Annotated in this window: 8 protein-coding genes and 1 pseudogene; 3 read left to right on the top strand and 6 right to left on the bottom strand. The window is 75.0% G+C overall.

What is annotated here, in order from left to right; translation table 11 throughout:
* Positions 1–130: 130 nt before the first annotated feature.
* The 4 genes and pseudogenes from QSK20_RS03095 to QSK20_RS03080 all read right to left on the bottom strand — a co-directional run.
* Positions 131–1,204 carry a DNA polymerase III subunit beta family protein gene (locus QSK20_RS03095; protein WP_502888829.1) on the bottom strand — a complete coding sequence of 358 codons (1,074 nt, stop codon included), beginning with the start codon at positions 1,202–1,204 and terminating at the stop codon, positions 131–133.
* A 35-nt stretch (positions 1,205–1,239) separates the two neighbouring features.
* On the bottom strand, positions 1,240–2,472 hold the full coding sequence (locus tag QSK20_RS03090; RefSeq protein WP_285786993.1) for a saccharopine dehydrogenase family protein: 1,233 nt from the start codon (positions 2,470–2,472) through the stop codon (positions 1,240–1,242).
* Between the two features lie 110 nt (positions 2,473–2,582).
* Positions 2,583–3,725, bottom strand: coding sequence for an alcohol dehydrogenase catalytic domain-containing protein (locus QSK20_RS03085; protein WP_285786992.1), 1,143 nt, complete (start codon positions 3,723–3,725; stop codon positions 2,583–2,585).
* A 152-nt stretch (positions 3,726–3,877) separates the two neighbouring features.
* Positions 3,878–4,210, bottom strand: a pseudogene (locus QSK20_RS03080) (SRPBCC family protein); the annotation flags it as partial.
* 159 nt (positions 4,211–4,369) lie between these two features.
* Between QSK20_RS03080 and QSK20_RS03075 the strand changes: the two are divergent.
* Positions 4,370–7,114 (top strand): winged helix-turn-helix domain-containing protein, encoded by a 2,745-nt coding sequence (locus tag QSK20_RS03075; RefSeq protein WP_285786991.1) that lies wholly within the window; start codon positions 4,370–4,372, stop codon positions 7,112–7,114.
* 91 nt (positions 7,115–7,205) lie between these two features.
* Here QSK20_RS03075 and QSK20_RS03070 read toward each other — a convergent pair whose 3' ends face one another.
* A complete protein-coding gene (locus QSK20_RS03070; protein ID WP_285786990.1) occupies positions 7,206–7,757 on the bottom strand; it encodes a DsbA family protein in 552 nt (183 codons plus the stop codon).
* Between the two features lie 112 nt (positions 7,758–7,869).
* Positions 7,870–8,559, bottom strand: a complete 690-nt coding sequence (locus QSK20_RS03065; protein WP_285786989.1) for a BON domain-containing protein — start codon at positions 8,557–8,559, stop codon at positions 7,870–7,872.
* Between the two features lie 216 nt (positions 8,560–8,775).
* Here QSK20_RS03065 and QSK20_RS03060 point away from each other — a divergent pair, with 216 nt between their 5' ends.
* A complete protein-coding gene (locus QSK20_RS03060; protein WP_285786988.1) occupies positions 8,776–10,674 on the top strand; it encodes a hypothetical protein in 1,899 nt (632 codons plus the stop codon).
* 222 nt (positions 10,675–10,896) lie between these two features.
* Positions 10,897–13,626: a cellulose binding domain-containing protein gene (locus QSK20_RS03055; protein WP_285786987.1), complete on the top strand. Its 2,730-nt coding sequence runs from the start codon at positions 10,897–10,899 to the stop codon at positions 13,624–13,626.
* The last annotated feature ends 190 nt before the right edge of the window (positions 13,627–13,816 follow it).

Raw genomic sequence — 13,816 nt, 5'->3', positions numbered from 1 at the left:
GCCGGGCACGCCCTCGCCACGCCCGGCCGACGGCCCGTCGCCGCGTCGCCCGGCTCCCGCCCCGCTCCGGCGACACCGGGGCATCCTGCCGGCAGGATGCCCCGACATCGCCGAACCGCTCAGGGGACGGTCAGAGCCGGATCGGCATCAGCAGCGAGTAGGTCAGCTCGTCGTCGGGACGGCGTACGACCAGCGGGGTGATCGGCCCGTCCAGCTCCAGCACGAGCTGCCCCCGGTCCGCCGCGTCCAGGGCGTCGAGGAGGAACTCCCGGTTCACCCCGATCCGCAGGTCCTCCCCGGCGGGGACGTCCTCGCCGACCACGTCCAGGGCACCCCGGTCGTCCACGCTGAGCACGGTCACCTCGTACCGGATGCCGTCGTGCTCGCGCCGCACGGTGGGCGCACCGCCCAGCGTGGCCCGCAGCGCCGGCACGTCCACCGTCGTCCGGCGGGCCGGCGAGGCGGCGACCCGGTCGCGCAGCAGCCGCCGGTGGTCGGGGTAGTCGACGTCGACGGCCGGACCGGTCACCCGCTCGTCGCCGACCGCGACGGTGACCCCGTCGCTGCCCACGGTCAGGGACACGTCCCCGGCCGGTGCGGTGCCGAGCAGTTCCCGGACCCGGTCGGCGACGTCGACCGGCACCGGCACCCGGACCGGCGGGCCGGCGACGGCGGCGGGCGCGCCGGCCACCGCCAGCCGGAACCGGTCGGTGGCGACCAGGGTCACCGTGTCGGGGCCCACGTCGACCAGGACGGTGGCGAGCTGCGGCAGCTCCGGGTCGGCGCCGACGGCGAAGCGGACCGCGTCGAACGCGGCGGCCAGGGCGGTGCGGGGCAGGGTGAGTCGGGTGGTCATGACGGTCTCCTCGGAGTCGAGCAGGGTACGGATCCGGGAGAGTTCACGGCGGGCATCGGCGAGCCCGTCCTCCAGCCGACGCAGGTGCGCGTCGAGTAGCCCGTGCACCACCGCCGGTTCGGCGGCGGCGACGGCGGCGGTGACGCCGGCCAGCGGCATCCCCACCCGGCGCAGCCCGGCGACCAGCCGCGCGGCGCGCACCTGGTCGACCGTGTACCAGCGGTAACCGGTGTGTGCGTCCACCCACGCCGGCACCAGCACCCGGTTCCGGTCGTAGAAGCGCAACGCGCTCACCGTCAGGCCACTGGCCCGGGCCAGCTCGCCGATGCTGAGCAGTTCCCTCTCCACGGGCACCGATGCTGGTCCCTCGACCTGGTCGAGGGTCAACCCGTGCCGCCGGCCGGTGCGGGGCCGTCGGTCCCCGTACCGTCGGCTGGTACGGGGCCGTCGACGACCCGGAAGGTGATCCCGGCCCGCACCAGGCGCTCCAGCAGCGCGTCCCCCATCGCGGTCACCGGCGTCACCTGACCGGCGGTGGCCGGCAGGTCGTCGTACGCCAGGCAGAGCGCCGACTCGGCGAGCATCTTGGCGGTCTCGTCGTATCCGGGGTCGCCGCCGGCGACCTCGGTGACCACCCGCCGCCCGCCGCCGGTGCCCACGAACCGCACCCGGAACCACGACTTCGCCCGCTGCTCGGGCGTCGGCCCCTGCCCGGCGGCGAGCCGCCCGTGCAGCCACCGCCGGGTCGGCGGAATCTTCACCAGCCCCGCCACCGCGCCGAGACCGACCGCGCCGGCCAGCACGGTGGGCAGCCGCTTCACCGCCGCGAAGTGGCGGTAGGTGAAGTCCGGGCCGTACTCCGGTCGGGCCGCCGCCGACCGGCGGACCACCTGCGGGTCGATGGTGGGCAGCGGCACCACCCAGAAGCCCAGGTCCGCGCGGCGACCGACCTTCCCCGGTACGGCCCGGACCCGGCGACCCCCGGGCCGGGGCTCGGCGGCCCGGCGCTGGCGCGCCATGCGGCTCATCTGCGCGGACCGTTCGAACGCGGTCAACGCCGAGTGGTACGTCCCGGCGGAGAACCGTCCGCCGGCCCGGACGAACCCGTCGACGGTGACCGGCCCGTCCGTGGGCAGGTGCTTGAGGGTGAACCAGACCCCCAGGTCGTACGGGATCGAGTCGAAGCCGCAGGTGTGCACCAGTCGCGCCCCGGTCCGCTCGGCCTCCGCGTGGTGGCGCAGGTACGTCAGGTCCACGAACTCCGGCTCGCCGGTGATGTCCACGTAGTCGGTGCCGGCGCGGGCACAGGCGGCGACCAGGGGCTCCCCGTACCGGAGATACGGGCCGACCGTGCTGACCACCACCCGGCTGCTCTCCGCCACCGCGCGCAGCGACTCCGGATCGGTCACGTCGGCGGTCAGCAGCGGCAGCCCGGCCAGCGCCGGGTCGACGGCGGCGAGTCGGTCGCGTACCCCGGCCAGCTTCTCCGGGTTACGTCCGGCCAGCGCCCACCGGAGCCCGGCCGGGGCGGTGCGGGCCAGGTACGCGGCGGTCAGCGCACCGGTGAAGCCGGTCGCGCCGAACAGGACGAGGTCGTACGGGCGGGGACCGGGCACCTGACGAGTCTCCCACCCGGCTGGGCTGGTAGCAGGGGTCCCCTGTTACCGCATTTTGCGTAGCAGGGGACCCCTGCAAACACCTCAGCCGGGGGTGCCCTGCAAACACCTCAGCCGGGCGTGAACAGGACGCGGACGCAGCCGTCCGTCCGGTCGCGGAACAGGGCGTACCCCTCCGGTCCCCGGTCCAGTGGGAACCGGTGCGTGGCCAGGTGCTCGGTGCGCAGCTCGTCGCGGGCCATCTGCTTGAGCAGCGTCGGGATGTGCCGGGGACCGTGTGGGCGGGTGCCCCGTACGGTCAGCTCCTTCTGCACCACCGCGCCGACCGGGAAGGCGTCCACGAAGTCGGTGAGGTCGCCCAGGACGACCACGGTGCCGCCCTTGCGGCAGGCGTGCACCGCTTCACGTAACGCCAACGGCGTACGGGGGGCGCGGCGCAGCCGCTCGGCCAGCGACCGGGAGCCACCCACCGCGCCGGCCGCCTCGACGCACACGTCCGGGCCCCGCCCGCCGCTGCGTTCCCTCAGCTCGGCGGTGACGTCGGCGTGCTGGTAGTGCACCGTCTCCGCGCCGGTGTGCCGTTCGACCATGCGGAGCCGCTCGTCGTACCGGTCGACGACGACGACCCGCGCGGCGCCGCGCCGCACCGCCGCCTGGGCGACCAGCTGCCCGACCGCGCCCGCGCCCCAGATCGCGACCACGTCTCCCGGGCACACCCCGCCCACGTCCGCCCCCGTCCAGCCGGCCGGTGCGGCGTCCGAGGCGAACACCGCCCGCTCGTCGGTAACCCCGTCCGGCACGGTGAACGCTCCGACGTCGGCGTACGGCACCCGCACGAACTCGGCGTGACCGCCGGCGAAGCCGCCACCGGCCGACGGATGGCCGTAGCAGGCGGCCGGCGCCTGCCCCCAGGCCAGCTCGCCGGCGGCCGGGTCGACGCTGCCGTTGTCGCAGCAGGAGTGCCGCCCCTGCTGGCAGTACCGGCACCGGCCGCAGGCCACCACCGAGGCGACCACCACCCGGTCGCCGACCCGGTGCCGGCGTACCCGGGGACCCAGCTCCACCACCTCGCCGAGGAACTCGTGCCCGAGCACGTCTCCGGGGCCGAATGCGCCACCGTCGATCAGGTGGAGGTCGGTGCCGCAGGTGGCGCTGTATCGCACCCGCACGATGGCGTCGTGCCCGTTGCGTAGCTCCGGGTCGGGCACCTCGGCGACGGTCAGCCGGTCGCCCTGCCAGCACAGCGCCCTCACCCGGGCACCGCCCGCCGCCCTGGGCGGCCCCACCGGCGGAGCCAACCGCGCCAGCGCGACGGGCGAGCCAGTCGAGGCCAGCCCCGGCGGTGCCGACCCGGCTCTCGGCCCGGACCGGGCCCACGGACCTCGGCGTCCGGCCGGACGCGGTGCCGTTCGGTCCAGGGCCGGTCCGGCCGGAGCGGCTCGCCGGTCTCGGCGAGCTGGCGCACCTCGCGCAGCGCGGCCCGGAGCACCTGGTCCGGGTCGTCGCCGACCAGGTGCGCGGCCATCCCGGCGAAGCGGCCGTCCGGCGCGCGGGCGGCCAGCTCGGTGCCCCGGTCGCCCGGGGCCGCACGCAACCGCACCTGCACCCCGTCACCGAGCCGGGCCAGCGGTTCCGGTAGCCGCCCGCCGGGCAGCACCTCGTCCGCCGGACGGCCCACGGTCACCACCTGCCAACGCCCGACCGGCCCCGGCCGCCTCGCGCGTACCACGGTCGTCACCCGCCTTCCGTCCTCCTGCCGGCTTCCGCCTCGCCTCCCGCCGGCTGCCACCCCGCACCCTGCCGGCGGGGCGGGTGAAGCCGGTTCCCCCGGAAGGGGTGAACGCCGTGAGGCCGGGTAACCGCCGCCCGCGACCGGGGACCACGGGGAGGCCGACAGATGCCGGAGCAGTCGAGCGGGATGGGTTCGACCGTGCCGCTGCTGGCGTCCCGGCTGGTCGCGCCTCCGCCACCGGAGCCGGTGGTGCTCCGTCCCCGGCTGCTGCGCCGGCTCGACTCCGGCACCGACGGGCCGGTCACCCTGGTCCGCGCACCCGCCGGCTGGGGTAAGACCACCCTGCTCGCGGCCTGGGCGCGGGCCGCCGCGTCGGTGCCGACCTGGCTCTCCGTCGAGACGGGCGACACCGCGACGCGGCTCTGGTCGTACCTGGCCGCCGCGCTGGGCGCCGCGGACCTGCCGGCCGACCGGCCGGACCACCTCGAACGGCTCGCCGCCGCCGTCGCCGGCCGGGACCGGCCGGTCGTCCTCGTCCTGGACGACCTGCACCGGGTGACCGAACCGGCCGCCCTGGCCGGGTTGGAGTTCCTGCTCCGGCACGCCGGGCAACGGCTGCGCCTGCTGGTCGCGGCGCGCGTCGACCCGGCGCTGCCGCTGCACCGGTGGCGGCTGCGCGGGGAGCTGACCGAGATCGATGCCGACGAGCTGGCCTTCACCACCGACGAGGTCGCCGACCTGCTGACCACGCACGGGGTGGCGGTGCCCCCCGCATCGGTGCCGACGCTCCGCGAACGCACCGGCGGCTGGCCGGCCGGGCTGTGCCTGGCCGCGCTGGCCGCCCGGGCCGCCGCCGACCCGGCCGCCGTGCTCACCGGATTCGGCGGGGAGCAGCCGGACGTCGCCGGTTACCTGCGTGACGAGGTCCTCGCCGAGTTGCCCGGCGACGACGTCGACCTGCTGCGCCGGCTCGCGGTGACCGGGACGGTCTGCGACGACCTGGTCACCGCGCTGACCGGGCCGGCCGGCGGGGAGGGCCGCCTGGCCGACCTCGCCCGGTCCACCGGGTTTCTCCACCCCGACGGCCTGCGCCCCGGCTGGTACCGCTGCCAACCGCTGCTGGCCGACCTGCTCCGCGCCGACCTGGCCAAGCTCCCCGACGGACAGCTGCGCGAGCTGCACTCCCGGGCCGCCGGCTGGTACGCCGAACAGGGCCAGCCGGCCGACGCGCTGCGGCATGCGCTCGCCGCCGGTGACTGGGACCATGCCACCGACCTGCTGCTCGTCGGATGGCCGGAACTCGTCCCGTACGACCCGGAGCCGGCCGGAGCACCACCGCCCGCCCCGCCGGCCGACCGGGTCGAGCGGGATCCGGAACTTGCCCTGGCCTTCGCCGTGGACCGGGCCCGGTCCGCCGACCCCTCCGCCGCCGGCCACCTGCGCGCCGCGGTCGCCGCTGCCCGCGAGCTGCCCGCGCCCCGCCGGGACCGGCTCCGGTGGCTGGTCGCCGCGCTGGAGGTCGCCCTGGCCCGCCTGGGCGGTGACCCCACGGCGGTACGCGCTGCCGCCGCCCGGCTGCGAACACTGACCGGACCGCCGGCCTGCCCCGTCGGGGCTCCCCGCACCGGCCCGGTCGACGCTTCCCGGCCGATCGACGCTTCCCGGCCGATCGACGCTTCCCGGTCGGGTGACCCTTCCCGGCCGGGTGACGTTCTCCGGTCCGGTGCCGGTGACCCCCGGTCCGGTGCCGCTGACCGGGCGGACGGGCACCTGGTCGCCGGCATCGCCGACGCGCTCGCCGACCTGAGCGAGGGGGACCTGTCCGGCGCCGGGACGGCCTTCGACCGGCTGTCCGCTGCGGCCCGGCAGGCGGGACGGACCCGTACCGAACTGTTCTGCCGAAGCCGGGCGGCCCTGGCGGCGGCCTGGCACGGCCGGCTCCGCGAGGCCGAACAGGGTGCCCGGGAGACGCTCGGCGGACCCGTCACCCCGGCCGACCGCAGCCACGCGTACCTGGCCCTGGCGGTGGTGGCGCTGTACCGGGACCGGCCCGGGGAGGCCGAGGCGGACCTGGCGCGCGCCGACGGTCCCGGCTACGACCCGACGGTGGCGGCGGTGGCCGCGTTCTGCCGGGCGCAGCTCCGGCGCGACCCGGCCGCCGCCCAACGCGCGCTGGCCGGGGCGCGCCACCGGCTGACCGACCGTCCCCGAGCCGGCGTGCTGGCCGACCGGCTGCTCGCCGCCGAGGCCGACCACTGCGCCGCGCGCGGCGACCCGGCGGCCGCCCGGGAACTGTTGGAGTGTGCCGTCTCCACGGCCAACCCGGAGTTGGCCGTGGCGCGCGCCCGGGTCGAGGTGCACGCCGGTGATCCGGGGGCGGCCCGCCGCGCGCTGCCCCCGTGGGACGACCCGGACGCCGACCGGTGGCCGGTGCCGGTACGCCTCGACGCCGGCCTGCTCGACGCCCTGCTCGCCCGGCGGGCCGGGGACACCCGCCGGGTCGGCCGGGTGGTGGAACAGGTGCTGGAACTGGCCGCGGCGGACGGACACCGGCGGGTGCTCACCCGGGCCGTGCCCGGGGTACGGGACGTGCTCGCCGAGCACCTGGACTCCGGCACCGCGCACTGGGCGTTCGTCACCGACCTGCTCGGCGACGGTGACCCGCCCGGGGCCGGCGAGCCGGCACGGTACGGCGAAGGGCCCGGACGGGGACTGGACGAGCCGCTGACCGAACGGGAACTGACCATCCTGCGGTATCTCCAGAGCATCCTGTCCAACGTGGAGATCGCCAGCGAGCTGTCCCTGTCGGTGAACACCGTCAAGACGCACGTCCGCAACATCTACCGGAAGCTCGACGCCACCCGACGCCGCGAGGCGGTGCGCCGGGCCCGCGAACTCCACCTGATCTGAGCGCGCCGGGGTGGTGGCACGTGGTAGCAGGGGACCCCTGCAGGTGTTTTCTGAGGAGCAGGGGTCCCCTGCAGGCGTCGCAGCGGCCGGCTCAGTCCTCGGTCGCATGGTCGACGGCGGTGAGCAGGTCCGCGACGGCGTACCCGCCCTCGTGGCAGACGTCGTTGACGAACAGGGCCGGCACGCCGGTCACCCCGCTGTGGATGCCCCCGACGAAGTCCCGCCGGACCCGGTCGGCGTGCACCCGCTGGTCCACCTCGGCGCCCACCTCGTCGGGGGAGACCCCCAGCTGCTCGACGCCGACCGTCAGGTGCACCGGGTCGAGCTGGTCCTGGTGCTCGTACAGCCAGTCGTGCATCTCCCAGAACCGGCCGCGCCGGCCGGCCGCCTCGGCGACCTGGGCGGCGCTGTCCGCGTACGGGTGGATGTTGGCGATCGGGAAGTGCCGGTAGACCAGCCGGACCAGGTCACCGCGCTGACGCAGCACGTCCCGCAGGTTCCGGTAGGCCGCGCCGCAGTGGCGGCACTGGAAGTCGGCGTACTCGACGAGGGTCACCGGGGCGTCCACCGGCCCCCGCGCGTGGTCGGCCTCGGTGACCGGCACCCGCAGACGGGCGACGGTGACCTGGAGCGACGTGGTCATGACGCCGCTCACCTCCTCCCGGTCGGCCCGGCCCGGTGGTCCGCGCCGGTCGGCACGGCCGACGCGGGCCGGTCACGCCCTCCAGCCTGGCGGCGCTTCGGGTGAGGCCGGTTCATCCCGCCGGGGTGGTTCCCACCACGAGCCGGTTGTGCACCTCGGTCACGCCCGGCGCGGACCAGGCGACCCGCTCCGCCTCCTCCCGCTGCGCGGCGGACCGGACCACCCCGTCCAGGACGACGGTGTCGCCGTCCACGTCGACCGAGACCGGGACGGTGTCGGCGACGCCGCCGCGCTCCAGCGCCCGGCGGATGCCGGCGACGACCTCCGGGCCTCCGGGAGTGGTCCGGGGACGGACGGCGATGCCGTTACTGACTCCCCGTACACCGGTGAGCTGCCGCACCGCCCGGTCGGCGGCCCGCCGCTGGTACTCCCACTCGACCTGGCCGCGCAGCGTCACCCAACTGTCGGCGACGGTCACGTCCAGATCCTCCACCGCCACGAACGCGTCCCACTCCAGGGCCCGGACGACGGCGGTGGCGACCTCCTGGTCGGTCCGGCGGGCGGAGGTGGGTAGCCGCACCGCGAGGTCGTTGGCGACCGCCCGGACCCGGGGGACACGGTGGGCGGCCCGTTCGGCGGCCCACTTCTTGGCGTAGCCGTCCACCCAGCCGGTGAGTGTCACCACGCCCTCGGTCACGGTCACGCCGATCTCGTGCGGCTGGACCCGGGGCTCCCAGGTCAGCTCGTCCAGCACGTCGGCCTGGATGTCCTGGTCGGTACGGATGATCGTCGCGCCGCCCATCGGAGGCTCCTCCCTGCCGGTGTCCTCGCCCGTCGGCCCGCGATGCTGCCGACGGCGTCCTCGTCCGTCGGCCGCGATGCTGCCCGGGGAAGGGGTGAACCACCCTCACCCGGACCGGAGGAGGCGGTGCCGGCCGGATGGGACGGGCGTGACAGCCGGGCTGCGGTACGGCACGATCTGGATCGATCGAGTCACAGTCGGCGACGAGGGCGGGCGATGAGCACCGAACGGGAGACGGCCCCCATTCCGGCCCGCGTCCGGGACCGGGTCGGTTGGGTGCTGTGGCGGCTGGCCCGGCACGAGTGGACCCTGGTGGTGCTCGGCTCGTTGCTGCTGGCGGCGGCGCTGACCTGGCCGACGCTGCGGGACCTGACCGGGACGATCCCACAGGACAGCGGCGATCCGACCCTCCAGGCCTGGCAGATCGCCTGGGGTGGGCACGCCCTGCTGACCGACCCGGCCAACCTCTGGCACTCGAACAGCTTCCATCCCGAGCCGTACACCTACGCCTACTCCGACACCCTGCTCGGGTACGCCCCGTTCGGCATGGTCGGTGACGGCCCGGTGGCCGCGGTGGTCCGCTACAACCTGCTCTACGTGCTGGTGCACGCCCTGGCGTTCGTCGGGGCCTACGCGTTGGCCCGGCAGTTGGGGGCGGGGCGGGCCGGGTCGGCGGTGGCCGGGGCGGCGTTCGCGTACGCCCCGTGGAAGCTCGCCCAGGCCGGTCACCTGCACGTGCTCTCCGTGGGCGGGATCGCGCTGTCGCTGGCGATGCTGGCCCGGGGACACGGCTGGTCGCTGCGGCACGGATACCGCCCGGAGCGGGTCCGTCCGGGTTGGGCGGCGGCGGGGTGGCTGGTCGCCGCCTGGCAGGTCAGCCTCGGTTTCGGCATCGGCCTGCCCTTCGCGTACGTGTTGGCGCTGGTCTGCCTGGTCACGGCGGCCGGTTACACCTGGACCTGGTGGCGGCGGGGCCGGCGGCCGTTCCCGCGTGGCCTGCTCCTGGCCGACCTGGCCGGTGGGGTGTTCTTCGCCGGGGTGGCCCTGCTGATGGCCGCCCCCTACTTCGAGGTGGTGGAACGCCACCCGGAGGGACGGCGCACGGTCGAACACATCGAGATGTTCTCGCCGCCGCTGCGCGGCTTCCTGACCGCGCCGCCCGAGAGTTGGCTCTGGGGGGAGCGGCACGCCGCCGCCCGGGAGCTGCTCGGCTTCCCCAACGAGATGACCCTGCTGCCCGGGGTGGTGCTGCTCGGGCTGGCCTTCTCCGGGCTCTTCCTCTCCGCCTGGCGGCTGCGGCACCGGCTGCTGCTGCTGGCCGGGGTACTGGTCAGCGGGGCGCTGGCCGCCGGCACCGTGTTCCTCGGCGACGGGGATCCGGGCTACGTCACCCTGGTCGAGCACGCGCCGGGTTGGGACGGCATCCGGACCCCCGGTCGGTTGGTGCTCTGGACCACCCTGCTGCTCGGCATTCTGGCCGCCGGGGCGCTCACCCGCGAACCGCCGGGCCGGGCCGCGCCGGAGGAACCGGCGGAGCCGACCAGCCGGGCCGAACCGGCGGAGCCGACCGGAGGAGACGTGCCGGCCGAGCCCGTCGGGCCCGCTGCGCGTACCGAGCCGGCCGAGCCCACCGCACGTACCGAGCCCGTCGGGCCCGCTGCGCGTACCGGTGGGCGCTTCGCCCGCTGGGGGCGGCTGGTGCTGGTCGTACCGCTGGCGCTGTTGCTGTTGGAGGGGGTCAACCGGACTCCGCACGTGCCGGCGCCGGAGCAGCCGGCGGCGCTGCGCGGGGTGGAGGGGCCGCTGCTGGTGCTACCCAGCGACGGCATCCGCGAGCTGCACGTGATGCTCTGGTCGACCGACGGGTTCCCCCGGATGGTCAACGGGCTGGCCTCGTTCACCCCGGCGAGCCAGGCCGAGATCCGCTCGGCCAGCCTCAGCTTCCCGGACGCCTCCTCGGTCACGTACCTGCGCCAGCGGGGCATCCGGACAGTGGTGGTGCTGCCCGGGTACGCGGTGGGAACCCCGTGGGAGGGCGTAGCGGACCGGCCAATGGACGTGCCGGGTCTCCGGCGGGAACAGGTCGGCGACGGTTTCGTGTATCACCTGGGGTGACCGGACCGGCCCGGGAGTGGGAATACTTAGTTGGGAACGTTTCCAAACCGGGGTTCGACCGGTTAGGGTGAGGTCCTTCCTCAGCGGCGGGAGCCAGCGCGCTGGTGGGGGGAGTCGGGCAACTCCCCGGGACAGTCACCGCCCGGCGGCGGCCGGCAGGCCGGCGCGCCGGGTGCCCCGGAGCGCTGCCCGGGGTGCGTACTCCCCCGAGAGGAACCGCTGATGCGGAGAAGTGTCGCCGGCGCGGCCGTGTCCGTGCTGGCAGCCGCGACGGCCGTGCTGGCCGTCCAGGTCACCGTCGCCCCCTCCGGCTCCGCCGCCGCCGCGGCGGCCGAGCCCTACTCCTGGAAGAACGTCCGGATCGACGGGGGTGGCTTCGTCCCCGGCATCGTCTTCAACCCCACCGAGAAGAACCTGATCTACGCCCGCACCGACATCGGCGGGGCGTACCGCTGGGAGCAGTCCACCCAGTCCTGGACCCCGCTGCTGGACTGGGTCGGCAACGACAGGTGGGGCTGGAACGGCGTGGTCAGCCTGGCCACCGACCCGGTGCAGACCAACCGGGTCTACGCGGCGGTCGGGATGTACACCAACAGCTGGGACCCGAACAACGGGGCGATCCTGCGCTCGACCGACAGGGGCGCCACCTGGCAGGCCACCGAGTTGCCGTTCAAGAACGGCGGCAACATGCCCGGCCGGGGCATGGGGGAGCGGCTCGCCGTCGACCCGAACCGGAACAGCATCCTCTACTACGCCGCCGAGGGCGGCAACGGGCTCTGGCGCAGCACCGACCACGGGGTCACCTGGGCGAAGGTGGCGAACTTCCCGAACGTCGGCAACTACGTCGCCGACCCGAACGACTCCAGCGGCTACCAGAGCCAGAACCAGGGCCTGACCTGGGTCAGCTTCGACAAGAGCACCGGTACGGCCGGCAACCCGACGCAGACCGTCTACGTCGGCGTGGCGGACAAGCAGAACCCGGTCTACCGGAGCACCAACGGCGGGACCACCTGGGAGCGGATCCCCGGCCAGCCCACCGGGTACCTCGCCCACAAGGGGGTGGTCGACCACGTCGGCGGCCACCTCTACATCGCCACCAGCGACACCGGCGGCCCGTACGACGGGGCCAAGGGGGACGTCTGGAAGTTCACCCGGGCCACCGGCGCGTGGACGCAGATCAGCCCGATCCCGTCGAGCAGCACCGACGCGTACTTCGGCTACAGCGGCCTGACCATCGACCGGCAGAAGCCGAACACGCTGATGGTGGCGACGCAGATCTCCTGGTGGCCGGACGCGATCTTCTGGCGGAGCACCGACGGCGGCGCGACCTGGAGCCGGATCTGGGACTGGAGCAGCTACCCGAACCGCACCAAGAAGTACACCATGGACATCAGCTCGGTGCCCTGGCTGGACTTCGGCGCGAACCCGCAGCCGCCGGAGGAGACCCCGAAGCTGGGCTGGATGAACGAGTCGGTGGAGATCGACCCGCACGACTCCAACCGGTTCCTCTACGGCACCGGCGCGACCATCTACGGCAGCACCGAGCTGACGAAGTGGGACACCGGCGGCACGTTCACCATCAGACCGATGGTCCGCGGGCTGGAGGAGACCAACGTCCTCGACCTGGTCAGCCCGCCGAGTGGCGCGCCACTGGTCAGCGCGCTCGGTGACGTCGGCGGGTTCCGGCACGACGACCTGACCGCCGTACCGGAGAAGATGTTCACCCAGCCGGTCTTCACCAGCAGCACCAGCCTCGACTTCGCCGAGACGAAGCCGGCGGTGATGGTCCGGGCCGGCAACTTCACCGACGCCGACCGTCCGGGCGACAGCCACGTCGCCTTCTCCACCGACGGCGGCGCGAACTGGTTCCAGGGCAGCGAGCCGGGCGGGATCAACAACGGCGGTACGGTCGCCGCCGCCGCCGACGGCAGCCGGTTCGTCTGGGCACCGGGCGACGCCGGACAGCAGGTCGTCCACTCGGTCGGCTTCGGGAACTCGTGGACCGCCTCCACCGGCATCCCGTCGAACGCGGTCGTCGAGTCCGACCGGGTGAACCCGCAGAAGTTCTACGGCTTCAAGGGCGGCACGTTCTACGTCAGCGGCAACGGCGGCGCGAGCTTCACCGCCTCGGCCGCGACCGGGCTGCCCGCCACCGGCAACGTGAAGTTCAAGGCGCTGCCCGGCCGGGAGGGGGACGTCTGGCTGGCCGGCGAGGGCGGACTGTGGCGCTCCACCGACTCCGGCGCCACCTTCACCAGACTGGCCACGGTCAGCACGGCTGGCAACGTCGGCTTCGGCAGGGCCGCTCCCGGGCGGACCTACCCGGCGCTGTACCTGTTCGGCACCGTCGAGGGCCAGCACGGCGTGTTCCGCTCCGACGACACCGGGGCGACCTGGGTGCGGATCAACGACGACCGGCACCAGTACGGCAACGCGGGCGAGGCGCTGACCGGTGACCCGCGCGTGTACGGCCGGGTCTACCTCGGCACCAACGGCCGGGGCATCCTGGTCGCCGACCGGCTGGGCACCGACCCGACCACCCCGCCGCCCACCAGCACCCCGCCGCCCACCACGCCTCCGCCCACGACGCCTCCGCCCACGACGCCTCCCCCGACGACGCCTCCGCCCACCACGCCTCCGCCGGGCATCGGCTGCGCGGCGACGTACCGGGTGACCGGCTCCTGGCAGGGCGGCTTCCAGGGTGAGGTGACCGTCCGCAACGCCGGTACCACGTCGATCTCCGGCTGGACGGTGGGTTGGACGTTCCCGAACGGTCAACAGATCAGCCAGATCTGGGGCGGCCAGCACACCCAGAACGGCTCCTCGGTCTCCGTCCGGGACGCCGGCTACAACGGCGCGCTCGGTGCCGGAGCCAGCACCGGCTTCGGCTTCCTCGCGAGCTGGACGGGGACCAACGGAGTGCCCGCGACCCTCACCTGCGTCGCCCGCTGAGCCGGCCGGTCCGCTCGGTCCGGCTGAACCTGAAACGGTCCGGCCGGTCCGCTCGGTCCGGCCGGACCTGAAACGATCCGGCCGGTCCACCTGGTCCGGCCCGAGATGGGACGACCTCGGCCGGTCCACCTGGTCCGGCCCGACCCGGACGGCCCCGGCACGTGCCGGGGCCGTCCGCCGTGCACCGGTA

It is taken from the genome of Micromonospora sp. NBRC 101691 (genome assembly GCF_030269285.1).
GTDB lineage: Bacteria > Actinomycetota > Actinomycetes > Mycobacteriales > Micromonosporaceae > Micromonospora > Micromonospora echinospora.
Note: the sequence above shows the minus strand (reverse complement) of the source record. Positions and strands in the feature narration are given on the sequence as shown.

Coding starts and splice junctions, on each gene's coding strand:
- QSK20_RS03055 (WP_285786987.1), top strand. CDS start 10,897: ATGCGGAGAAGTGTCGCCGGCGCGGCCGTGTCCGTGCTGGCAGCCGCG.
- QSK20_RS03070 (WP_285786990.1), bottom strand. CDS start 7,757: ATGACCACGTCGCTCCAGGTCACCGTCGCCCGTCTGCGGGTGCCGGTC.
- QSK20_RS03065 (WP_285786989.1), bottom strand. CDS start 8,559: ATGGGCGGCGCGACGATCATCCGTACCGACCAGGACATCCAGGCCGAC.
- QSK20_RS03075 (WP_285786991.1), top strand. CDS start 4,370: ATGCCGGAGCAGTCGAGCGGGATGGGTTCGACCGTGCCGCTGCTGGCG.
- QSK20_RS03060 (WP_285786988.1), top strand. CDS start 8,776: ATGAGCACCGAACGGGAGACGGCCCCCATTCCGGCCCGCGTCCGGGAC.